We start from the raw sequence: 23,400 nt of genomic DNA, 5'->3' as shown, positions 1-23,400 counted from the left end.
ACGATGGTTCAGGTTGCAGTGAACCGACGAACTGCTTCAGTCCTGCCGCGCTCGATCTCCTCGACCTCGAGCTGGGATGACGACACATGGCGCCTCGACCTCACCCGGCCAGGCGTGACCGACTGTAGTCGAACGATCGATTGGACGTTCGAACTTCCTGACGGCAGCCGGTTCAGCGACCCTGCATGGACTGTGCTGCGCGAGGCCGTCAAATGCTTCCTGTGGTCGCTCAGAACAGACCCGCCGGCGGGCAAGCGAAGGCTTGGACCTGGCTCCCTGATCTCGATCTTCAACCAGATGCGCGTTCTGGTCTGCTGGATGGTCAGTGAAGGGTATCACCGCTTCAATGAGCTTGATGCTGATGCTGCCGCCCAGTTCATAACCACGCTGAGGGAACGACCGGGGCGGAAGGGCGAAGCGCTGTCGCTTGCCACCCGGGCTGGGTATCTGTCTACGTTGGTGCGCCTCCATGCTCAACGGGAGAAACTGGTCGACGGCGTTCCCGATGATCTTCGGCGGTTCCTGGATGAGTGCGGCCCCCGACTTCCCCGTCTCGATCGAGAGGGTCGACGCCTCCCCTATACACCGGACAAGGTGGCAACGGCGCTGATCGGCGGTGCATTGCGGCTCATCGGCACAGCGGCCGAGGATGTGATAACGCTCCGCGATTGGCGGCGGTTGCCTATGCCTACCGGCTTGACGACAGGCCGACGTCTGCGGGGGAACAGCAAGCTCGGCAGATGCTCGACGACTTCTCGTTCTCCACCTTGTCGAATGAAGACTGTCCCTGGCACGCACCGGTCGTCCAGTTGAAGGACGTCCACGCCTTGATCGAGCGCATCTATGATGCCTGCTTCGTCGTAATCGCCTGGCTCGTTGGCGCCCGCGTCTCGGAAATCCTCGGGCTCGAGGCAGGGTGCATAGAGCGCCATATCGGTCCTGATGGCCAGGAGGTCACCTATCTGCACGGACGGATATACAAGATGGCGACAGGCGATGGTGGCCAGCCCCATCGCTGGATCGCACCCGAACCCGTGGTCCGCGCCGTCGACGTACTGGAGCGGCTGTCAGCCCCGATCCGCAAGAAGCTTGAGACAAGCAATCTGTGGATGCTGACGCGGGATCGGACCTTGCTGCGACGGCGGATCCGCATCCCGCACAGCGGCACCTTCGGCGTTCGATTGAACAGCAGCTTCCGAAAGATGCTCGACCTGCCGCTCCATCAAGGAAAACCTTGGCATCTGAACGCGCATCAGGGAAGGAAGACGTTCGCACGCTTCATTGGCAAGCGGGACAGAACAGGCCTTCATGCCCTCCAGGAGCATCTTGGGCACGTCAGCCGGGTGATGACCGATTCCGCTTATGTGGGTACGGACTTCGAACTCGCCGAATTGATCAACGACGAGATCCTGAAGGAAACACGGGCAGCGCTGGAGGATCTTCTGACGGCATCAAATCTGTCAGGCCATGCCGGGCGCATGATCGCGTCGCGGTCACCATTCCGGGGCCGCACGCGTGATGGCGACCTCGGAGAATATATTGACTTCATCCTGAAAGACAGCGGGATGGTGCTCGGCGTGTGTGACTGGGGTTACTGCCTCTATCGTCGCGAGCATTCCGCCTGTCAGGGTGATGACCATGGTCCGAATGAAGTCCTGCGAACACAGAGTGTATGCGCTCGCTGCGCCAACTTCGCCGTGAGCGAGCGCCATAGAGCCGTGTGGAAAGATCGGCAGGTACGCAATACTCAGTTGCTTGAGCATCCTGCCCTCGACGGTGAAAGCCGGAAACTCGCCCAAGAGCGCATTCTCGAATGTGACCGAATCCTCCGGGGGCTGGATGGGGAGAGCGATGATGCCCGCCGATAAGACGGGCATCACGCCCCAGCAGAAGCGCCGGGATGCGACTGCCCATCGCCTGCGCGCAGCGTTGGCGCGGTTGTTGGCGCGGGAGGGAAACGCGAAGCTATCCGTCGCCAACCTTGCGCGTGAAGCGGGCATTGGACGCAATGCGATCTACGTCAATCATCGCGATGTCATTGCTGAGTTGCTTCAAGCAGCTTCGTCTCGGGTCGACGCTGCCGCGGCACCAAAAGAAGCGCCAGAAACGGACTGGCGCGCCGTCGCAATCGAGTTGAGGGAGCAGGTTCGCGGGCTAGCAACCGAGAACGCGAGGTTGCTCAAGTGCGCGCAGGACGCAGAACTGGCAACTGCGCGCGTCGAGAGAAGGGCCGCGAAACTTGATGCGGAACTGCGGGCGTTGCGGTCTCCAGTGCATCTGCATGGCACGAAGCCGAACGCCCGCAACCGTTGATCAGGCTGCCGATTCAAGCTGTGCTGGCTGCTGCGCGTGCATCCAGTCGGCCGCTTGCTGCGCCTTGCTGGCTGCCGTGAAGATGGCGCGGGAATCATCCTTCAGCACGTCGATCCACGAGGCAATATACGCTGCATGATCGGCACGTGGATGGTGGGCGATGCCCAGATCGGCAAGGATAAGCCCGCTGAGAATCTCCACACAGCATTCCTCGGCAGCATAGGCAGCCGAGCCGAACCGGCCCGAGAGATCGCGGTCAAGCCGGTGCTTTGCCCCTGAGGCGTGTCCGTTCTCATGCGTCCAGACCCCATAGAAAGACGCGGCATCGCGGAAGGAAGCAAAGTCCGGCATGAACACCGTGTCCGATGACGGGAGGTAGTAAGCCTCCGAACCGCCGAAGACGGTCTTGATGCCGAGGTTGGCGATGAATGCCTCGGCATGCGCTAGGCGCTCGCTCTCCGACAGGACGTCCGCCTGCGGCTGCGCATATCCGTCCACCTGAGCGACGTTGAACACCGAGAACGCCCGGGCGAACATCCGGCGGTGGCCACCATCATCACTGTCATCGTCGTCGGCCGACTCGAACGAAGCGATCTGCTTCCACAACACCACAGTCGTCGAGCGCTCTCCCTTGCGTACCTGCGCGCCGACGTTCTGCCACTGCCGATAAGTACCCCATAGGCCATCAGCGTAACCGCCGGCCATGGCTGCGTGCCAAAGGGCCAACGTGTTTATGCCTCGGTAGCGCTTGCCGGAAGCGACATTGGTCGGACGGGCAGCGCTCGTCCCGTTGTGGAACCATGGCGCGCACCACTCGCCGGCACCTTGCTCGATTGCCGCGATGATCTCGGCGGTGATGCGGCCGTAGACATCGGCCCGATCTCGAAACGCCATGATCAGGCCCTCCCTGCGCAGGAGGTCTCAGCGTTCAAGAATACAGTTGCAACATGACCTAAGCCCGGCACCTTCCACCGCGTATCGCCCGTGCCATTGCCGGCGATGCGCTGCACGGCCTCGACCAACTCGTGGTCATAGATCCGCCCGTAGTCGGGGCCGGTGACGGCGCGCAGCTCAACGCGGCTATCCTCGGTCTCGAGCGTCTTGATCTGTTCGACGCGATTGGCGGTCAGACCATATTGCAGGTTGATGCCTGCGAGTGCCGCGGGGAGCTGTCGTAGGTAAGCGGATGGAGCGCCGACCTGGCTTGCAAGCTGGCCGAAGCTCCAGTGGGTCGGCGCGACTGGCTTGTCCGAGCCGGGCAGCATCAGCGCCAAGCGCTCGGGGTCGGTACGGCTTGCTTCCACATGGATGAGCGCGCTTTCGACCACGCGCGTCCTGCTGCGGTCCGTGCGCTCGCGCACCGTGCGGGCCAGTTCGTTGAGCGAGAGATAACGCTCATCAGCGGGACGGGAAAACCACTCCGAGGACACCCGATCGACGCGCTCGCCGCGACTTACATCCACTCTGTAGCCGCCGCTTGTATCGCGGTGGGCATCAAGAACCTGCGTATTCATGGGGGCAATCTCCATGACGGGCGCCGGAAGACTCTCCTCCGGCCCTCAACCCGTCATGGCCAACACCGCTCCACTCTTCCTCTCCTGCATCGTCTGTCGCCGAAGCCGACGAAGTTCCGCTGCCGCCGCAGCTTCTGTCAGGGATGAAAGCTTATGGGTGAAAACCCGGCTCAAGCCGGGTTTTCCGCGCCAGCCGACAGCCCGGTCCCGCAGGGACACGACAAACCATGGGGTGCTGACCAGCAAAGCCCGTCGATGAATACATCGCGCGTTTTTGGAGCGATATGATGCGCGCCGACGAAGGTCCGCATGCGGAATCAGCAAAGCGATGGCCGCGTGTCGAGCGGATCATTGAACGTGCTCGGATCGGCATAAAAGAGATTGATCATATCCAATGTGCGATTGTCGAACGCGCGGTATTGAACAGCCGCCTAGGAATGCTTTGCTTCTTGGCCACTGCTCCCCCTTCAGCGGCGATCCGGGTCCGAAATTCTGAACTGTCCGGAGATCGGTTTTCACGTTGCCATTCGTCAGCATCACGTTCTCGGCCCAGTCGATATTGGCGAAAGGGCTTGCCTGTTGCTGGACGAATGGAGTCGGGATCGGGAATCATCCTCGAACAGATCGCGGCGAAGTATGTAAAGCTTTCGCGCATCTTCGCTGTTATGCTTCGGGCAGTTCACCAGAAGCCTCAATTCCTCCGGGCCGACTCTGTGGATGACAATGGATGCATCTGTCTGGGCAACGACTCGATCGCTATCGTTTGGTTTCTTTCTTACCTACGATCGTCATGAGAAACCGACGGGCGACTGCTCGGAAACAGCGTGGCCGGCCGCTACATCGATTTCTACCGTTGTCGGCCGGGTCACTTCCGCTTCGGATATTGGCGGCCCCCAACTGCAATCCATCGCTGCACCCGCTCCTCGACCTGCTTCGCGAGCGTATCCGGACCTCCGAGTAGCTGCATTTTGCTGGCCTTTGAGGCCAAGTACGCACCTCGCTTTGCGAGGCTATCCACCGTGGCCTCCAGTGCTTCCGTCGAGCGGCGATGCCCCGGTCCGTCCAGTCCAACTGCAATTTAGCCCGTGAGAGCGGGAGCCTCTTCATACCGCACTGCGTCTTTAGCAACCTTGAGCGGTGACGCTTTAACCGATTTGCTGGCTGGCTTGGCCGCGAATTGCATCGGCTGCTTCGTGAACGGATTCACTCCGCTGCGGGCCTCAGTGGCGGGTTTGTTGACGACCGACATCTTTACGAAGCCCGGAATGACGAACTCACCGGACTGGTTCAACTCTCTGTAGCCTACAGTTGCCATCTGCTCGATGACGGCCTTTATGTCACTCTTGGAAATCTGAGTTCCTTCAGCAATCGCGTCAATGAGCTGGTTCTTGGTCATCTTGGCCATAGTGGATTCCTTTGAAAGCCGCAAATCGATTCAAATGCGTGAACTACGCTGGCTTGGTTGCTTTTGTTCGAGCACGGCAAAACTGCACGAATCGCTTTTCGTTCACGCCGAGGTCATGAGGTGACGGGCTTAAAACCTATTGGAAGGCAAAATACAAGGATCCGTTCGAGGTGTTCGCGACATCCCGCCTACTTCTTACGTCGGCTGGGATAGATTCCCCGCCCTTGAAAAGGTCTGAAACTCAAAGGCTTGTGAGAGACCGTTCGTCGCTTCACGCTTGCGAGAACCGCGTGCAAGCATGCGCTCGTAGCTCAACTGGATTGAGCTCCGGAGGTTCATATGTTCGAATCGTGTCGGGCGCGCCAATTACAATTCTACGCCAGAGCGCGCTGGCACATCCAGATGCGCGCCGGCGTTCCCTGCGATACGACAGCTCTATTCGGCGCTCTCGTCGGGGTCAGACGGGACGTGGCGTCGAAAATCCATTCTGTCGTGAAGGATGCGCACGATTTCGATCGTGCTGTTCGGCGCGACCCGGTACATCAGGAAATGGCTCCCCCGACGGCTACGCCGCGCAACGTGGAGCGTGCGAAGGCTTGGCATGATCTCGTCCCGGGCCTTGGAGCCCGCTACATTGGGACCGTCAGCAAGTTCGCCAATCGCCTGAACAAGGATGTCCCGATAGACGCGAGATTGTCGCGCGCCAAAATTCTCAGTGGTCCATTTGAGGATGTTGGCAAAGTCGACTTCCGCGGCAGCACCGAGACGAACGCGCCATCTCTGGTCGGCCATGAGGGCTTTATTCGGCGGTTCGGGAGATGACCTTCTCCGAGAGGTCATTCAAAAAGGTTTGCAACTCCTCGATACTTCCAAATTCTTTGAAGTCTCCTCGATCCAGCGCGCCTGCACCGGCGCGAGCCGCTGCCCGCAAGGCCTTCAGCTTGCCCACATCCTCCGCCTCGCGTTGCTCCACGAGCCGCAATCCATCGCGCAGCACTTCGCTGGCGTTCTGATAGCGGCCGGACTTGACGAGGGTCTCAAGGAGTTCTGCTTGACGCTCGGTCAGCACGACATTTCTTGTGGGCATTGGCGTCCTTGTTCGAAAGTGGAGCGTATGGCATAATATGCCATGATCCGGATCGCCTCAACCGGAATGTTGGCGCGTGCACTTGGCAACCACCGCGCGGAATCGTCATTCGCAGTTTCGGCTGCTCCATCATAGCGCCACGGCGAAGCAGTAGTGCCCATCTTCATCGGCCGTGGCGCTCCCATTAAAGTAGCTTGTTCTTTCCCAGGCGAGCTGCGGCAACCGCCATCGATTGACGCCATTCTGCCTAACCATTCGCCGGTGAAGAACTGGAAATATGGATCGTGGACCCAGCGCTCGCACACCCCCTCATCGGACAGCCCATAAATGTGCTTGAGCAGCAAAAGCCCGATCATGAAGCGGGTCTCGATCCCGGGCCGGCCGTTCTCGCTGTAGAGCGGTGCGATCTCCCCGTCGATCCAGTCCCAATCGACCTTGCCGGCGAGCAGAACCAGCTCGTGCTTCATGTTGATGATCTGGTCCAGCCGCGCCCGGAACAGGTCATTCGATCCCGTGGTCTTGTGCTTCTTCGGCCGGATCGTCTCGACGCGGCAGGCCGGATAGGCCGAACAGGTGCGCCCCTTCAACACGCCGGCGCCTGCAAGGAGTTGCGCCTCATGACAGATTGCGGCGACGGGCTTCTCGGCATCGAGGAAGTATCTCACCAGCTCGATCACCCGTTCATCGGTGCGAAGGTATTCGGGAGCCCGGCCCCCCGGGATCACGAGCGCGTCGTAAGTTGAGCAATCGATTTCGGCGAATGTTGTATTGATCGTGAAATTGTGGCCGCGCTTTTCGCTGTAGGTCTGCTGGCCCTCGAAATCATGGATCGACGTCGCGATTGTGTCACCTGCGGCCTTGCCGGGGCAGACGGCATGTACCGTGTGGCCGACGGCGAGCAGGGCCTGGAACGGGACCATTGTTTCGTAGTCCTCACCAAAATCCCCGACGATCATCAGAATGCGTTTGCCGCTCATGCATTAGCCTCCCCTCATTGCTTCCAGCGCTCGCTCTTTGGGCGCCCAAGGCAAGGATACAGCCGGCGGACGGGACTTGGTGTTAACCGGTTAACGCAGTCGAGCGAGCGGCTCGCGCACGCTGCCGTCGGAGTGTGCGCGCAAAGATGAGCAAGTTGTGGGATAGAATACCGTGGACTAAACACCTAATCCGGACCCGAAGGGCCGCGTTGGGCTGAAAGTGCGGAGCGGTTTTCCCTCGCGGCAAATGCGACGCAGGACATCATAGCGCCACAACAAGTAATAGTGCGAGCTAAGCCAACCTTGTTGATGGTCCCGAGCATTTGACTGGCAATAACCTGACTTACGAGATTGACGGACACCTCTGAAGGGCAAACCTGCTCGCCAGCAGCAGGAAACGCAAAACGAGAAAGCCCGCGTAGACGGTCGTCCCAATTGACAATCCGATCCAGATACCAATGGCGCCAAGCCCGATCTTCAAACCAAGCACGTAGCTAAGGGTGAAGCCGATCGCCCAATTGGCTATGCAGGCGAACAGTAGCGGGATGCGGGTGTCCTTCAGTCCGCGCAAACCGCCCGCCGCAATGTGCTGTGCGGCATCACTGATAAAGAAGCTCGCGCCGATCAAAAGGAGGTTTGCCGCCAGTTCTGTCGTCGCGCTGGTGCCGTCAGCCGTCTGGTCCAGAAAAAGACCGGTAATCTGAAAACGCATCGCGACGACCGCGATCGTCAGCAGTGCAGCAGCCAGAATGCCGAGCAGTAGAGCGATCAGCCCTGCCCTTTTGACGCCGGGACCGTCACCGCGGCCGACTGCATGGCCAACGCGCACGGCCGCCGCCGTGCTGATGCCTAGTGGAACCACGAACAACATCAAGTCGACCTGGAATGCGATCTGATGGGCGGTGAGTGCGCTGACGCTGACCAGTCCGGCCAACAGCCCCGCGGCGGAAAACAATCCGTATTCCAGCAAAACAATCAGTGAGATCGGAATCCCGGTCACGATCAACCGCTGCATGAAGGGCCAATCGAAACGCCAGAAATGCGCAAGGACGTGATAATCTCGGAAAGGGCGACGCATTGTGGTAAACCACAGAACGGCCAGCAACATCGCAAAGTTCACGAAGGTGCTTGCAAGACCGGCCCCGAACAGGCCAAGCGGCGGCAGGCCCAGCCTCCCATAAATCAAGAGATAAGCCATGAGGGCGTTGAAGGGAATGGCCCCAAGCGTAATCCACAACACCGGCTGCGGCCGGTGGACCGCGGCCATGAAGTTGCGGAAACCTTGAAACCACAGTGCCGGCACCACGCCAAAGGCTAGTCCGAACAGGTATTGCTGTGCAAGCCGCGCCACGTCGGGCGCTTCGCCGCAAGCGAGCAGTATTTGCTCACCGTGAAACGCGAATGCCGTGATCGGGAGCGATAGCAGCAGCGCCGCCCAGAGTCCCATGCGCAGCGTGCGTCTTACCGCGGTAAGATCCTCCGCCCCGAACGCCTGGGCTGCCAGGGGCGCGATCGGCGCCAGCAAACCTACGCCAAGAGTGAAGCCAATGAGGAAGATCGTGGCCCCCAGCGCTGCTGCAGCAAGCGCCTCAGGACCGATGCGCCCGATCAAGGCAAGGTCGGTCGTCATCATCGCGACCTGCCCAAGCTGCGTCAACACCATCGGCCATGCGAGCTTCGCAACTTCGGCAAGCTCGACAGCGAAGTGATGGTATTTCCCCCATGTCGTCCGTTTGTCCTGGAAGGTCAGCTGGGGCTTTTCGACGAGTTTGTCCATAGAAATAACGCTGTCCGGTTTGTTTTGCCGGCCCCACAATTTCTGCGTCAGAGAGAAGAGAATTCGCTTCCCTGCCCTAAAACTCGCGATGACTACTGAGGCGAGCTCACATCAGCGATTGCGCGCGATATATCCGCATTGAGTTCGAGGGCCGCCCGCTGCTCGCCGACTGATGAGAGCAGCTCCGTCACTTCCGCCAGCGGCACCGCCTTCGTGTGAGGGAGATGCGGCTGCTGGCCGACACACCGAAATGGTCGATCATCAACATCGCACACGGGTATCGGTGCGAATTGGATCCCGGCGTGCTCGATTTAGCCGGAAAATCTCGCAAGAGCGCGCAGCCAAAAGGGTAGCGGCGTTAAATGTCCCGAAGTCACGTTCCTCGCATACGGGTAATTGATATCGTCGGTCACTGTGAATCCTTGAACTTCCGTCCTGAACGAGTTTCTCTCTTCAAAGCTCGTGCCAACGCGAAAGCCTTGAACTAGAAGGCGATCCGCTGAAGCGGACGTGTCGCGGCTCTGACAGCACGTCAGAAATCCGACAGCCGCCATCAGGGATACGTGATCTCGATCTTGCAGTGGTTTGAGGCAAACCGTTCAGGCGTGGCCCAACACTGTCCTCTCTTCGGCATCGACCGGTCGGATCTTTTGAGCCTGCAAAGGGCGCCGCACGATGCTCTTTCGCCAATGGCTTGAAGCGTCAGCCTTCATGCGTCGAATATTGGGCTGGCTCAGCACCCGCTGTGTTGAAGACCATGTCGCCTGAGAAAGAATAGGAGAGCGATAGCTTTGATCGTTCGATACTCCGCGGCGATCGGCGAGGAGCCTCGCAAGGCTCGCTTTCGGCCCGCCCTCAAACAGTCGCGGAAACCCCTCCACCGGTCCCACTCTGCTCTCGAACAAAAAAAGAGTTCGCGCAAGATCGCGGGGCCGCAACCTTCTTCTCTTCAGCTCTGTCGGCAGGGATCCGACAAAAAGCGGAGAATCCAATTTGCCGCCTCGCTGGTCTTCCTTGACACGTGGAGCTGCAGCGCGGCCGGGAGAATGTATCGGTGTGGTGCAAGAGAAAGCGCTAGGCGCGGCACCCCACCAGGGCGGCAGCCGCAGGCGCGCAGGACGGCGTCACCCGTTGGAGGGACGCAAGGATCGACGACAGTCCTCAAAATCGCTTAAAAAGGCACCGGCAGGCGCGCCCCTACATACGCCGACGCGGAACCCGCCGGCCCCCCGGGACCCGAGTGCCTTCGGCGAGGGACACAACCTTGAGCGCGCGGGATCGAAGCCGGTACCGAGACGCGACGCGGCTCGGTTTATATGAGGCCCGATGCGGCCAGCCGCACGCGCAGCAAAAAACGAAAGCGGGAAAGTCAGGCGCGAAAGCTAGACTTCCTCTCTGGACTTTGTCTGAGCATCATAAATTCTGACCTGAAGCCTGGGAAATCGCTGCTTTAACTCCTTCGCTCCGGCCCAGGCCCCGTCTTTGGTCGCAAATTCAGCTTTCAATCGACCATCCACTTCGAGAGCAAAACCGGAAGCGGGAAGTTTTGGAGCGGCAGCGACCATTTCATTCCTTCAGCGCGTTGGACTGATCGATGACGGCTGCTTAACCTGAGTCGGCCGGGCCTCGCCAGCGCCGACGACCGCCATATTGCACAAGCATGATGCAGCGGGGAATTTCCGCGGGCTTCAGAGTACCGGTCGGGGCCCCGCGGAATTCGCGCCCTCCAAACCGTAGCCGCTTGCGCCAGAGCAGCAAGACCCTTCGACCGCCAACAACAGGAGCCCAGTCGGGCCTGCATCGTCCTTTTGCCGCAAACGAATCGTCCATATAGTCGAAATATGGGAAGTTTTGCGATCAGGCCTGGCTGCCTACGAAATTGGCGAATTCGGCCGCACAGACAGTTGTGGCCGGCATCAAGGCACTTTCTTTCGATTTCTAACCGGAGATACGGCGTGACATTTAGGATCGTCCCGCGCTTGCAGCCAGAGGATGCATCATGAGTGAGCTCTCGCAAGAGATGCGGTCGCGCACACGTCCTGATGACGCCATCGTCCTGGTCGTCGACGACGACGCTTCGATGCGCGAGGCTCTCACAAATCTGTTCGAATCGGTGGGCCTCCAGGTCGAGGCTTTCGGCTCTGCAGCCGAAATTTTGCAAGCCGACCCGCCAGAGCTGCCGAGTTGCCTCGTGCTCGACATCCGTCTGCCGGGATCGAGCGGCCTCGAGCTCCAGTCCGATCTCGCTAAGGCTAACATCCACACTCCCATCATCTTCATCACAGGTCACGGCGATATTCCCATGACCGTCCAGGCCATGAAGAGCGGTGCGGTTGACTTCCTGACCAAGCCGGTACGCGAGCAGGACCTGCTCGACGCGGTCCAGGCCGCGATCGAAAGAGATCGCAAGCGGCGCGACCTTGAGAAAACGGTCTCCGACCTGCGATCCCGCTTCGAAAGCCTAACGCCACGCGAGCGCGATATTCTGCCCCTGGTCACATCTGGCCTGTTGAACAAGCAAGTGGCGGGCGAGCTTGGCCTTGCGGAAATTACGGTCAAGATCTATCGCGGGCAGGTCATGCGCAAAATGCGGGCCAAGTCGCTGGCTGACCTGATAAAAATGAGTGAAGCGCTCGGAATCTCCCGCCCGAAGGGCGACGTACAAACCTAAGTATGCTTTTCAATCCTATGCCGTGCCCCCACTTTCGTGCGGCCGCAGCCGCGGCAAGTAGTTCCCCGATCATGAGCAGTCATCTTGTCAACGCCACCTGTCATTTCGGTCATCGACGATGATCCATCCGTTCGCGCCGCAACGACCAACCTTCTGACGTCGTGCGGATATAGCGTCCAAACCTTTGCCTCCGCCTTTGAATTCCTGCAATCGGCGGAATTGCACGAGGCGTCCTGCGTGATTTCGGACATCCAGATGCCGGCGATGAGCGGACTTGACCTGCTCAGGCACGTGCGCCGCCTGGGCCATCACATGCCTTTCATCTTGATCACGGCCTTTCCGGACGATGCAGTGCGCGCCCGCGCGATCAAGGCCGGCGCGATCGGGTTTCTTGCCAAACCGCTTGTCACGCAAGCCTTGATCAAATGCGTAAAGATTGCTCTGGAGGGATCGGACGGTCCAAGCGGATGACGCCTCAGCCGTGTCCACCACTTCACTGGTTCCAGTTTATCTTGAAATCAACGGCGTTGTTGATCGGCCACATTCTGCGATGACCATCCGGTCACGCAGCCATTCATGATGAGCGAGATCGGCAAAGGTGTTGAGCGCGGGGCCGACCAAGGGCCACATGAAACAAGGATCCATGCGCGCGCTCTCAAATCCCCACCGGATCTCCCCCGAAATCGCAGTATTTTCCATTGCTTTGCAATGACTATGCACAAGACATCACCGCGCTCCCCTGGGGATTGTTTATCTCGCCGATGAGGTAATCCTTCCCTACGTGACGAATGAGCAACCGCATACGGTTGCCAAGTTCCCCGAGATGCAACGTGGAGGCGCTTCCTCGCCCTGCCGTCAAGGGGCAAGGCGAGGTCAGCGGTACTGCAGTTGCGGCCCTGCTTAGGCCGCAGTGCTGCGCCCGATTTCTTCACCCACCCTGGCCGCTCCAGCCGCAACTTTCGTATCCGGCGGCAGGGTCCCAAAACCACCGCTGGTCAAAGAGCCACGAACTTCTTTTGACGTGCTCTGTTCTCGGCGAGGCATCGGCGCTTTCTCTCCGTAAGCCCAAGATGCTGTCGTGCTGCTCATGTTCAGCTCCTTCAAATCGGCCTCTGTTGGCCCACCGCGAGAAACAGCAAGGGCCGTGCCAACGCGCCTCACGTGCATTGAGCGCGTGATTGCGCTTCGCATGAGCTCGCAAGGACAATCGCCCGGTGTTTTGGATCTCACACTTTGTGAAGCGCTGTCAGACTCAGAACGAGGATCGAGAGCTGGCAGCCGGATCCTATCGAGGATAAAGTCGGATGCACTATCGACTTTGCACAGACACGGCAGGCCGAGGTTGAGCGGGTGGGAGAAGGGGCAGGATCGATCGTGGAACGGCTGACTGATGTTCGATCCCCGGCGATCACTTTCGCTACGTCGAACCTGCCTACCTGTTTCTCGTTATCGTCATCTTGCGCGGCTTTCATGTCTGCTCAGACAGACACATAAAAGCTCACAACGTGCAACTTCACGCCGCGTGCGATTCAAGCCTCATCGGGGCCATCCTGGCATGAGATAGCTGCAGGTGCTGCAGCGTCGGGTTGTTTGCTACGTTCAAAGCCGCATCACCACCTCCCAGGTGATGCTGGGGCGGACTCGGCGCATCTCCCGATCCAGACGTCGGTGCCGCCCCACTCTTTATTTCACCGACCGAACGGCAGGAAGGGATGCAAAACCGAGCGGCCGCAGCTGCGTCTCGTCGGCTCGCATCTCGTCCTCAGAGCGCACGCGCGCGAAACCTTTCGTATATGATGATCAGCATCTCCGTCCGAGGACAGAGTGACTGGTAAAGTCAGATGGAGCTTGGCCACGTGCGGCTTCCTTATCCAAACCCCTCGCGCGGGTATCTCGGCCCGAGACATAAACCTTGGCACAGGACGTGCAGACCCATTGTTTACCGGGATTTTGCACCACCCTCCCGCGTCCTGAGTAACGCCGCCCGCCGTTATTTCAAGCGGGCGGCGTTGCCGTTTCACCAGGCGAAACGCGCTCATCGATGAACATGAAGTCGTCGCGCTGACCTCGGAAAGGTCACCACTCCAAAAACTCGTCGACGCCTCACCAGCTCTTCTTGAATCCCGCCGTCAAGCTCATGTTGGTCGTGCCTTGCGCGGTTTCCCCGATTGAGCTCGCGATGGTGACACCCTCGAAAAGCTTCTGCTCTGCGCCAAAGGTGCGCAGCCATTTATCGTCAGTGGTCGACATGCTCTGGCCGACGACAAAGCTGGTGCCGATCCTTCCGATTGTGACTTTGGCCGATTGATGGGTCTCGTAATTGCTTACCTGTCCGCCGATGCCGAAGGGCGACATCTTCCCCTGCTGAAGCACGTTGCAGTCGATCTGCAAGGTCAGCGAGTGTACGTTGGGCAGCGGCACCGCCCTGGTGAGCGAGGCGCCGATCTTGCTGCTCTCCGCGCCCGGATCGACGCGCGCCTCCACCACTGTTTTGTCCCAGATGACACCTGCGCCGGGCGCGGTCGCAACAGCCCAGATGTTGCCGGAGGATTGCGGCACGTTTCCGCCATTAGCGGCCTTCTCCGCCAGCAAATCCAACATCGTGGCGGGCTGGCGCGCCACAGTCATGTCGGCGCCGATCCAAGTGTCCCAGAACGGCAAGATCGACTGCTTGGCGGTGACGGCGGAAGCGCCGTTCGATTGGGTACTGGATGACCAATTCAGACTGTCGGTCGCGGGCGCAGCCTGCGTGGCGTACGGCGCAATAGCAGATATAGACGAGACAACGAACGCGGCCGCCCGGAGCGCGGGCTTGGCCCAGTCAAGCCATGGCGTGAATTCCGCAGTCCTGCCTGCAGTCGATCCCGCGTCAAGATGCATGACGAGAAACGATTTTGTCATTTTTGAGGTCTCATGGCCAGCGTTTTCCCGCGTTGTTTACAACTTGACGCCACGCTCGATTCAAGCCCCTTCGCACATCGCGACGACCGGAGAACAAATTATTCGCCGGCAAGAGCAAGAAACAATAGTTCCGTGCTTCAGACGCAGCTTGCCGTGTAGATTAGAGTTTCTCCGTCCAAACACGGTCCGCCGTGACGGCGCATGGCCTTGATTTGGATTGCGCGGCACCGACGTCTACGTGGCCACCTAACCAATAAGCTAGCGAGTCGTCGCCGCATTTCTTGATTGACGACTCGTCCGAAACTCTTCCGCTCACTCTTATAAGAGCCCTCACCTGGCCTCTCGACTGTATGAGTCTTCCTCGCATTACGGCTCGTCCTTTCGAAACGCTACAGCCGAACCAGAAGAGCCCGCGGAGGACGCCACAAGTCGTCACCCCACTTCGGAAGCCTTCCGTACGAGTTTGTGACGTTAGGTTAGCCTTCGCGACCGCTTGCGTGCGTTTGCGCCACATGTTGTTGTCCAAGCGCGACCTGTCTGATGTCTAGAATCCGCCGAGCTGCTTGCGAGAACGACATCGGGAAAGGTGCTGCCTGCCCAACCCGTGGTTGTTTTGAAGGAGAAGAGTATATGCAGTTCAGTGGCAGACGCCTGCCGATCCTGTTGTCCTTGTTTATGGCTGCCAGCATGAGCACGATCGCCAAGGCCGATGAGCCCTCGCCGAAATACGCCGAAGTGCTCAGTGCCCTGCAGGGCGGCAAGGATGTGAAGCTCATACTGGACCTCAGCCGCTGTACCACTGTCGATGGCGGCAAGCCCGGGCCGGCCGTGCAGGGCGGGTTGACTATCAGCGCCTTCAGGGTGAGCGACCAGCGCGGCATCAGCTTCGCCAATGCGCATCAAACCGTGGACATCTCCGGACACCCGGTTACGGAATACATTCGCCACAGCCTCAGCCGCGAAGGCAAGCTCACGGTGCGGGCCTCCAAGCTGGCGGCCGGGGCGGCCGAAGTCGTGAACCAGGGTGATTTTGTCTGCGAACTGCCGGACGGCGCGAAGTTCGTCTGGTAATCCGAAGAAATACTCGCACGATGCGTGGTGCGCTTTTGCCACCGCCGATCAACGCCGTGTGGACACCTCATCGGAGCCAACATGGTAGTTGCGAACGTGCGGCGACCAGTTGGTTTCCGGTCGTCTTCTGGTAGTGGGTCGCCACACGAAGAACTTGCGTCGGCGCGATCACCCGCCGACCGTGAGTTCAGGCCAAGCCTCGCCTCGCACTCCCATCAAAATAGCGTTTTCGGCGCATACAGGGATCCGATAGAGGCCGGTCACACGTGGCCGGTCGCTGTGGTTGGAAGTTGAGCGACGAGCAGCGAGAAGCGCGCGATCTCATGAAACTGACAAGCGATGCGTGCACCGCACTTACGCTCGTATCTTGACCAGAAAATCGCTCACCTGTCCCTGCAACGAACCGATATTGTTGTTCAACTCTTGGACGTTGTCGACGACTTGGTCAGCCGATGAGCCGGAGGCGCGCGATGCATCACTCAGTCGGTCAATATCTCGGGATGCCTCTCGCATATCAGCACTGATGTGTGTGATGCTCTTTGAGATGTCATTCGTAACAATCGATTGCTGCTCTATCGCCGCCGATATGCTGCGCGAGATCTCGCGCATCTTATCTATTATCTCAGCGGTGTCAGCCATCGCGGCAGCCGCCAGTCTCGCCCTTTCCTGAATGGCAAGTATCTGAACATCGACCTCGCTCGTCGCGTTTGCCGCCTGAGCAGCAAGATTCTTCACTTCGCTCGCCACCACTGCAAAGCCTCTGCCCGCTTCGCCTGCTCGCGCGGCCTCGATAGTCGCATTGAGCGCCAGCAAATTGGTTTGCGATGCAATTCCCTCGATAAGCTGGACGACGCTACTGATCTTTGTCACCGACGCAACAAGCTCACTTAGTGTTGCCTCAGCGTGCACCGTCTTAATGCGGGCAGTTTGCGAAATGTCCGCCGCGGTCGAAACTTGCCTACCGATCTCCGAGATTGAGGCCGAGAATTCTTGGGCAGCTGACGACATGGCAGTCGAGTTTTCTTCGGTCTTTTTCACTATCCCGGTCATAGCTTCAGTACGAAGACAGACATCGTCTGTGGAGGCCGTAATTGCCAATGAGACTGTTTGCATGTGACGCATGGAGCCGGCCAAAACATCGACAACACGCGACACGTCGTTTTCGAAATTCTTAGCTAGGCTCAACCGCTCCTCGCGCATACGGACCAGGTCAGTTATGTCCTGCCAACCACACACGACTATCGGGCGGCCTTCGAATTGAGACACCACAAGACTTGTCCTGACCGGAATGGAAGTCTGATCCTTACGGCGGAGCCACCACTCGATCGCGATATGGCCTGATTGCATGATGATTTTATTGGTCTCTTCGAACATCTGCGCAACGCTCTTACCGTTCGGCTGCGGATCAACCGAAAGCTCGGCAAGTGCCAGCCCTCGCATCTCTTTCCAATTGGAAAACCCAAGGATGTGAGCTGCAGCATCGTTGCTCAGGACGCACTTGTCGGAGTCAAAAACTGCGATACCATCCTTGATGGACTCAAAGGCGTTAATGGCCATCACATCGTCTAAGGTCGGTGCTGCGGTCTTCCTTCGCGTCGATGTCGCGAAGGAAACAACCAACATTAATCCACCGACAAGCAGCCCGCTCCAGAAGTGAATTGACAACGCATCCGCATTGGCAGCGACGGTTGCTGCCGGGATAGACAACGCCAGCGCGAGATTTGATATTCGATTATGCCACATCGAAGCCCCCAAATGCGGATGAACCCAAGTCAAGTGGCTGTATCGAATCTCGATTAAAACTCTCTTTCAGTGCCGGGCGACCTATCCGTACAGATCGGCTTGCTCCATGCGAACCCTCATGACGAAATCGAAGACACGAAGGGCTTGGGAAGCGATCAAAATTGAGGCGCGGCTAAATGCCAACACCCGCACTGTCCGCAGTCGACGCGTTGATGACTCTGGACGAATTTGTCTGTTGCTCGTTCGGCGACAGAGGCGCACATCAACGCCTACGCATACTTTGCGCGTGGCGTTCATATACCAAAGTATACCCGCCTATACCTAGGTATATCGGATCGGAGCTATTGAGCGAGCGGTTCCGCCGCCGTGCAAAGCAATGCGACGTCGTGCGTATGTCTCCAAGACTCTGCGGTGATGCTCGCACAAAGAAGCAAGTGGCGCGTCGAATAACGCATAGCGTTCCGTCAAGGGTGCCCGCACGCCATCGCTCGTTCGATCTGCGAGTGAAAATCCTGCAGCTGTTCGGATACATCACCCGCGCGCGCGTGAACGAGGGCGAATCATCATCGCCGTCCATCGGACAGTGCTGCGAACGTTGTCTTCAGCATGGCCACGTCGAGCGTCCGCCCCCGCACCGAGGCCCGGGCGCGCCTGAAGCCGCAAATGATCGCGACTGCTTTTGAGAACATCAAGAGCGACATCACAAAGGCGATCGCAACCTACGTAACGGAGTTAGACAGGCTCCCCGAACAGCATTGGGACGCAATGGACTGCGGCCCCAAACCGAGCGAGCGGATATAGCGCGACTGCGGCCCGTCGAACTTCAAAACGGTGTCCGGCCATTTGAAATGCGTACCGACCCGCTCTATTTTTTCACCGGCGGCTTCATTGACCAAACCGGTCTGACGCTGCTGGAACACGGTCCGAATTGGGTTCAATACTTACGCACGATCGCAACCTTGCCCGCCCTGAGGTTTCGGGGAGCCGGTCGGTTCTTTCGGAAATGAAAATGTGAGCGGGAAGATTTTGGCAAAAAGAGAATGGAGCGCGGCCTGCTCCTCTGCAAGGCGTCCTTCGATGAACTGGCGTTCTACGTCCGACAGTCTTGTTTCTAGCACTCGTCGACACCGGTGTATGTTGTTGCGATGAGCCCGAATTCGAGCCAGGTCTTCATCGAGCATCGTTGTCACTCCTGAAGACCCATGTCCTCTTTGATTTCGAGCAGCAGCAAAAGATCTTGCAGAGAAACGCTTTGGCTGTTTAGAGCGCACGCCGCATCGGAGAAACGTCCGGCAGCCAGCATACATTTCGCCCCACTTTCCGAGTTCGTTTCTCCATTTCAAAGTCGTGCTTCGCCAAGGGCGCGGTGTGCCGGATCCCGCTCGCCGGGCTAGGCCCAATACATAGACGATGACTGGTATTGATTGTTGCGACGGCTTGTCGAATGACGCTTTAATCCTGCGTCTGAGCGCCCTTTTCGATTTATTTCATCAAACCGGCATATGCTTGCGCTGGTACCAGACTGATCTCCGCACCTAATAAGCGGCCGTGAAGCCAGAGTTCGAAAGCCGAGTCGTCACGCCGACGTTCGGCGATACCCTGCTCCCGCAACCGTGAATGCTCGAAACATACGGCGAGCAGCCTTGCGTATCGTGTAAGCAAGCCGCGCTGCGGATCCACGCACATGTCGATCGGAATCACTCCAGCAAACGTCGAAGTCTTTCGACTTAGGCGGCATTGGCCGGCCTCCTGCACGAGCTGCCATTCCACCGTCCCACGGACGCCATTCCGAGCGCCTTCAAATAAAGGTCACCGTCGGTGTGTTCCACCGAAAGACTTTCGTTCAAGCTCCCGTCACTCGCTTGATCATTGTGGGAAAACGAAATGCCACGTCCGAACATCCCACCCAACGAAATCTTACAACGCGCGAGCGCCTTCCCGTTGCCCTGGCTGAAGTTCACTGCTCAGCGGCCGCCGAATCGCACTGTCCGCGCGCTCTGGACGCCAGGGCGAAAGCCCGCTCACATATTGCCGATCGAGCGGAAAGACTGCGCGTGACAGCCCCGCTACGCTGACTATCGCCATCGCTGCGGCGCTAACATTGCACCTCCTCTTTGGCACATGACCACCTCGGTCAAGGGTATTCGCAATAGCGTCATGGCAGGAGCTTTCCTTGCGTTCGCCGGCGGCAACGCTATCTTGGGGCCGTGAATAGGCTATCTCGCTTGCATCTTTGGATTTTGCCTCTTCATTCATTCGGTACCGGCCTTTGGTTCGAGCGCGCTTTCATCAAACGGGCTCATTGCGAGGTGACTCGCCTGCACGGGGCGTGGCGTGCGACATGGTACATCGTTTCGGCCTGAGCGCTCTGCTCGGCTAGTTCGATTGAGTGCAGAATGCTTAGGAACAGGTCTCGGCCATGGAGCAAAGAAGACGAAAAACGCCTTCTCGATCTCGCTTCGAACAATGAAACCCCAAGGCGGATTTCAATCCTGCTGGAGAGAAGCGAAAACGCCGTCGCTCAGCGGCTCAGGACATTGCGACCGAGTCCTCCAAGATCCCCAGCCGTCCTCCCGAGCGATTGGGGCAATGCGCGGGAGCAAAGCTCCGCGCCGGCGGCCGCTGAGCAGCTCAGCTGGCGCTGGGCAGCCCCACACTAATTTCCTCGAGCGCATCCGACCTACCGCTTCTAATAAATGTGCGGTAGGTCCTAGCATTCATGAATACCATTGCACTGAGAGTTCTGATCCAGGCTCGGACTCAGGGCTGATGCCCCAATTTCACGGTCATCTTCGGGTGGCGTTCACTCAAGGCCTTCAAGGCGAGCAAACTCTTCCGTTCGCTTTCCCGGTTGTCAGTGTAGGTCCCAGGCTCGACGTCATTCTCCCACCCCCAACGCGTGTGGGCAGTGTCGCCCGTCAGGAGCACCGGACCTGTTGGTGTGCGGGCGAGATAGGAGACATGGCCCGGAGTATGTCCCGGGGTCTGGATCGCAAAGAACGAACCGTCACCGAAAACATCGATCACCCCTTCGAACTTTCCATCCGGGTCTTTCGAGAACTGGAACTCCCGGAGTGCGGGCCTTCCTTCAAGGAGGCTATCCTCCGTCCCCTGAACGACCATATGCACAAGGCGCGAATACTCAGGCTCACCATGACCCGTGTAAATCGGAACGTCCTTTGGAACGTCCGGCATCCCGGAGATATGATCGAGATGGAGATGGGTCATGAACACGCCCTTGAGAGGAACGCCTTCCGATTTAATGACCGACAATGTGTCTTGCCGGACTTGCATCCTTTGGATTTTTGCAAATTTTCTCAGCACCCATCCGACCCCTAGGCCCTCAGGATCCTCCACCAGCCGCGTTGAAACCCCGGTGTCGACCAGGAAAAATCCTTGCGTCGGATGTCGCACGACATGTGTATAGATCTTGATCGGCTCCTCGTGGTCCTTGAGACCGGCCTGAACGGCTTTTGGATCGTTCAGATTGAGCAGTCCCGAAAGATCGGCGATCCAATCCGCGCCGACGACCGTCTTGAGCTCGATCGGTCCCGGCTGATCGATCAAGGCTTCCATGGACGCCGAGCTGATCGGCTTGCCCAGAGCGGCGGGTTTTGATGGATGCGACGTTTGCGTACACGCCGAAAGCGCGACGATCGTAAGGGCGCCAATGACAAGGAGACCTGATTTACGGAGCATGATTGTTTTCCTCATTTCTGTCGCCCCTTTTGCCCTGGACAGGCAGAATGGCAATCGCCTAACTTCCTACGTCGTCATACAGAAATGGATGGCCCCGCCCGGACGAGCCTGAGGAGCGAACGTGGACTTACAATGGGATGACCTCCGCATTTTTCTCGCCGTTTGCGATGCCGGGAGCCTGAGCGGTGCCGCGCGGCACCTGAAGGTGAGCCAACCCACTCTGAGCCGGAGGATTGCGGAGATGGAGTACGGGCTCGGCGAGCCGCTTTTCGTCCGCAAGAACCAGGGCATCACCTTGACGAAAACTGCAGCGAGGCTGCTTCCTGCAGCCCAAGGCATGGCGCAATGGGCGATGGAAGCTACTCGTTCACTGGATGCGAAGAACTCACCCGTGAGCGGCCGCGTACGCATCGCGGCGATACCATCGTACGCCTTCGATTTCCTGGCTCCGATCGCGGAAACGCTCAAGAGAAAGCATCCACACATCACGCTCGAGGTTTGCCGAGCACACAACGCCTGAATCTCTCGCTCGGCGAGGCGGACATCGCGCTCAGGAGATACTCGGCCGATGATCCTGATCTGATCACAGTCGATGAAATTGTCGTTCCGATCGGCGCCTACGCGAGCAGGGACTACGCGCGGAGACTGCCCGCGAAATACGGTTTTCGCGACCTCGACTGGATCGCATGGGCGGGAGAGCGTGAGATGACGAGCCCGAATCCGGAGCTCGCGGCCAGGATCCCGGACTTTCGGCCAGCTTTTACGTCTGACGATTACAGCGTGCAGGTCGCCGCCTGCCAGGCCGGCGTCGGCGCGATGGTCCTTCTGAAGACGTCCCATCGGCTCAAGCGACCGGGCGAGCTCGTGGAGCTCAAGCTCGAGCTTCCAGCCTCGCTCCGCGCAGAACTCACGATCATCCGCCACAAACGTATGGCAGATCTCCCCAAGGTCAGAATCGTCGTGGATCTGCTCAAGCAGGAATTTACCGATCTGAGGAAGACCCAGGGCGCGAGCAAACTTTGAATAGTGATACCAACGATCCAAGGCAGGTAAGAGAGAACAGGGACGTCTTAGCCAAACATTCAAGCGCGAGAGGCTCAAAAGTGTTAGAGTTCGTCCGAGAATACTGACACTTTCGCATCCTTGGTCTCCCGTGCACGGCCATAGGGTCGGAAAGCGCCACACTGTCTTCGTTCCCCGGGAGAATCGTCGCTGGTCGCCTACCGGATAGGTTTGGTTGCGCGGCCTGAATGCTGACTAAGACAGCGCCCGGTCGGATGGCCTCCAACCGGGCGACAATTCAACTAGTCAGGGAAGAAACGTGCCGTTGTCTATGCAGCAGCGTTCGTACCGGACATCTGATCGAAGCAATCCAGGGTACGAGCTGTATAGACTAGCGCCGCGCCTGCATTCATCGCAATCGCGACGCCCAGCGCCTCGGCAATCTCAGCCTTCGACACGCCATGCTTCATCGCAGCCTCAACGTGGCTGGCGATGCAGCCATCACAGCGGGTGGTGACCGCAACAGCAAGTGAGATCAACTCGCGCGTCTTCGCGTCGAGATGCTGTGCTTTATCGCCGGAATTGGCCAGAACCAGATATCCTTTGACCGTTTCCGGCGCGAGCTTGGACAAGTCGCCAACCCGCGATTTCACGCTAGCGCGATACTTCAGCCAGTCTAACATGCATTCTCCTCTTCTCTTCTGCTCTTCAGAACATCGTCACATCATATGAGACGAAGCTGTCAACAAACGCGCCACAGTTTCCGCGCGCGATCGCCGTGCAAGTAACTATCCGTGCGTTTCCGCTCCGGCCATCGCGTCGCGGCACATCGCGATACGCTTGAGAGCCATAGTCCCAGTGTAAACTCTGACTGAGAAACAGTTTGTGCTATCGTGCTGTGGGTTGCGAGAGCCGCTCAGGCCAGACTTGCCATAAAGCCAATTGTCTTTTTAGACCGCGCGCCCAAACATCAACGCGATCCCTGCGTTGTAATGGATTGCGTGAGGCCCGCCGACCAGACACAGCTGCCCATCGGACAACCGATCCGCAAAAGGCACGCGCATGGCTCGGGAAATATGGTCGCTGCGTATCCCAGACCGCACCTCGTTTGGTTTGGGGGTCTTGCTTTCTTCTATTTCCTGACCGCCAGCATCGCGTGATTTTTTGAATCAAGCAAACGAGATATATTCACTGGGCCGTTCAATTTTTTTGAAGTGAAATCCGCCGTCGTGCCCGAGCG

19 protein-coding genes, 1 tRNA gene and 3 pseudogenes are annotated in these 23,400 nt (G+C 58.6%); 9 read left to right on the top strand and 14 right to left on the bottom strand.

The genetic code is table 11. The annotated features are described in order from the left end of the window. Nucleotides 1-3 precede the first annotated feature (3 nt). From NLM33_RS35320 to NLM33_RS35310, 3 genes are read left to right on the top strand one after another with little or no spacing between them, the layout of a single operon-like run. Nucleotides 4-813 (top strand): hypothetical protein, encoded by an 810-nt coding sequence (locus NLM33_RS35320; protein ID WP_254103103.1) that lies wholly within the window; start codon nt 4-6, stop codon nt 811-813. Further along, entirely contained in the window at nt 741-1,868 is a 1,128-nt protein-coding gene (locus NLM33_RS35315; RefSeq protein ID WP_254103102.1) for a hypothetical protein, read from the top strand. The genes NLM33_RS35320 and NLM33_RS35315 overlap by 73 nt, the downstream gene beginning before the upstream one ends. Then, a complete protein-coding gene (locus NLM33_RS35310) occupies nt 1,855-2,313 on the top strand; it encodes a TetR family transcriptional regulator (protein WP_254103101.1) in 459 nt (152 codons plus the stop codon). The genes NLM33_RS35315 and NLM33_RS35310 overlap by 14 nt, the downstream gene beginning before the upstream one ends. On the opposite strand, the gene NLM33_RS35305 is transcribed toward NLM33_RS35310, so the two are convergent. The 3 genes and pseudogenes from NLM33_RS35305 to NLM33_RS35295 all read right to left on the bottom strand — a co-directional run bounded on the left by NLM33_RS35305 (nt 2,314) and on the right by NLM33_RS35295 (nt 5,232). Next, nucleotides 2,314-3,207 carry an ArdC family protein gene (locus tag NLM33_RS35305; RefSeq protein ID WP_254103100.1) on the bottom strand — a complete coding sequence of 298 codons (894 nt, stop codon included), beginning with the start codon at nt 3,205-3,207 and terminating at the stop codon, nt 2,314-2,316. A 59-nt stretch (nt 3,208-3,266) separates the two neighbouring features. After that, nucleotides 3,267-3,827, bottom strand: a pseudogene (locus NLM33_RS35300) (DUF932 domain-containing protein); the annotation flags it as partial. Nucleotides 3,828-4,905: 1,078 nt separating this feature from the next. After that, complete coding sequence (locus NLM33_RS35295) at nt 4,906-5,232, bottom strand: HU family DNA-binding protein (protein ID WP_254103099.1); 327 nt, start codon at nt 5,230-5,232, stop codon at nt 4,906-4,908. Nucleotides 5,233-5,532: 300 nt separating this feature from the next. On the opposite strand from NLM33_RS35295, the gene NLM33_RS35290 reads away from it, so the two are divergent. Further along, nucleotides 5,533-5,597: transfer RNA gene (locus NLM33_RS35290), tRNA-OTHER, on the top strand. 70 nt (nt 5,598-5,667) lie between these two features. On the opposite strand, the gene NLM33_RS35285 is transcribed toward NLM33_RS35290, so the two are convergent. The 6 genes and pseudogenes from NLM33_RS35285 to NLM33_RS35260 all read right to left on the bottom strand — a co-directional run bounded on the left by NLM33_RS35285 (nt 5,668) and on the right by NLM33_RS35260 (nt 10,638). Continuing rightward, nucleotides 5,668-6,024, bottom strand: a complete 357-nt coding sequence (locus tag NLM33_RS35285) for a type II toxin-antitoxin system RelE/ParE family toxin (protein ID WP_254103098.1) — start codon at nt 6,022-6,024, stop codon at nt 5,668-5,670. Between the two features lie 7 nt (nt 6,025-6,031). Beyond that, the gene (locus tag NLM33_RS35280) at nt 6,032-6,319 is read right to left on the bottom strand and encodes a type II toxin-antitoxin system ParD family antitoxin (RefSeq protein WP_254103097.1); all 288 of its coding nucleotides are present in this window, start codon (nt 6,317-6,319) and stop codon (nt 6,032-6,034) included. A 254-nt stretch (nt 6,320-6,573) separates the two neighbouring features. Beyond that, a pseudogene (locus NLM33_RS35275) lies at nt 6,574-6,858 on the bottom strand (transposase); the annotation flags it as partial. Nucleotides 6,859-6,861: 3 nt separating this feature from the next. Next, a pseudogene (locus NLM33_RS35270) lies at nt 6,862-7,296 on the bottom strand (DJ-1/PfpI family protein); the annotation flags it as partial. A gap of 343 nt (nt 7,297-7,639) precedes the next feature. Beyond that, nucleotides 7,640-9,073 (bottom strand): MATE family efflux transporter, encoded by a 1,434-nt coding sequence (locus tag NLM33_RS35265; RefSeq protein WP_254103096.1) that lies wholly within the window; start codon nt 9,071-9,073, stop codon nt 7,640-7,642. 1,382 nt (nt 9,074-10,455) lie between these two features. Next, on the bottom strand, nt 10,456-10,638 hold the full coding sequence (locus NLM33_RS35260) for a hypothetical protein (RefSeq protein ID WP_084801912.1): 183 nt from the start codon (nt 10,636-10,638) through the stop codon (nt 10,456-10,458). A gap of 434 nt (nt 10,639-11,072) precedes the next feature. On the opposite strand from NLM33_RS35260, the gene NLM33_RS35255 reads away from it, so the two are divergent. Both NLM33_RS35255 and NLM33_RS35250 read left to right on the top strand, forming a co-directional pair. After that, on the top strand, nt 11,073-11,744 hold the full coding sequence (locus tag NLM33_RS35255) for a response regulator transcription factor (protein WP_254103095.1): 672 nt from the start codon (nt 11,073-11,075) through the stop codon (nt 11,742-11,744). 84 nt (nt 11,745-11,828) lie between these two features. Then, nucleotides 11,829-12,215 (top strand): response regulator transcription factor, encoded by a 387-nt coding sequence (locus tag NLM33_RS35250; protein ID WP_254103094.1) that lies wholly within the window; start codon nt 11,829-11,831, stop codon nt 12,213-12,215. Between the two features lie 1,632 nt (nt 12,216-13,847). Here NLM33_RS35250 and NLM33_RS35245 read toward each other — a convergent pair. Next, entirely contained in the window at nt 13,848-14,645 is a 798-nt protein-coding gene (locus tag NLM33_RS35245; RefSeq protein WP_254103093.1) for a hypothetical protein, read from the bottom strand. Between the two features lie 630 nt (nt 14,646-15,275). Here NLM33_RS35245 and NLM33_RS35240 point away from each other — a divergent pair. Next, nucleotides 15,276-15,716, top strand: a complete 441-nt coding sequence (locus tag NLM33_RS35240; RefSeq protein ID WP_254103092.1) for a VirK family protein — start codon at nt 15,276-15,278, stop codon at nt 15,714-15,716. Nucleotides 15,717-16,070: 354 nt separating this feature from the next. Here the strand turns inward: NLM33_RS35240 and NLM33_RS35235 are convergent, their stop codons facing one another. The 3 genes from NLM33_RS35235 to NLM33_RS35225 form a co-directional block, all read right to left on the bottom strand. Further along, entirely contained in the window at nt 16,071-17,459 is a 1,389-nt protein-coding gene (locus NLM33_RS35235) for a methyl-accepting chemotaxis protein (RefSeq protein WP_254103091.1), read from the bottom strand. Nucleotides 17,460-18,400: 941 nt separating this feature from the next. After that, complete coding sequence (locus NLM33_RS35230) at nt 18,401-18,640, bottom strand: hypothetical protein (protein WP_254103090.1); 240 nt, start codon at nt 18,638-18,640, stop codon at nt 18,401-18,403. Nucleotides 18,641-20,219: 1,579 nt separating this feature from the next. Continuing rightward, on the bottom strand, nt 20,220-21,158 hold the full coding sequence (locus tag NLM33_RS35225) for an MBL fold metallo-hydrolase (RefSeq protein ID WP_254103089.1): 939 nt from the start codon (nt 21,156-21,158) through the stop codon (nt 20,220-20,222). Between the two features lie 121 nt (nt 21,159-21,279). Between NLM33_RS35225 and NLM33_RS35220 the strand changes: the two genes are divergently transcribed. Further along, complete coding sequence (locus tag NLM33_RS35220) at nt 21,280-21,678, top strand: LysR family transcriptional regulator (RefSeq protein WP_254103088.1); 399 nt, start codon at nt 21,280-21,282, stop codon at nt 21,676-21,678. Further along, nucleotides 21,657-22,181 (top strand): LysR substrate-binding domain-containing protein, encoded by a 525-nt coding sequence (locus NLM33_RS35215; protein ID WP_254103087.1) that lies wholly within the window; start codon nt 21,657-21,659, stop codon nt 22,179-22,181. Before NLM33_RS35220 ends, NLM33_RS35215 begins: the two co-directional genes overlap by 22 nt. 308 nt (nt 22,182-22,489) lie before the next feature. On the opposite strand, the gene NLM33_RS35210 is transcribed toward NLM33_RS35215, so the two are convergent. Beyond that, a complete protein-coding gene (locus tag NLM33_RS35210; protein WP_254103086.1) occupies nt 22,490-22,843 on the bottom strand; it encodes a carboxymuconolactone decarboxylase family protein in 354 nt (117 codons plus the stop codon). Nucleotides 22,844-23,400: the final 557 nt, after the last annotated feature.

Origin of the sequence: Bradyrhizobium sp. CCGUVB1N3, assembly GCF_024199925.1 — a bacterium.
Lineage (GTDB): Bacteria > Pseudomonadota > Alphaproteobacteria > Rhizobiales > Xanthobacteraceae > Bradyrhizobium.
Note: the sequence above shows the minus strand (reverse complement) of the source record. Positions and strands in the feature narration are given on the sequence as shown.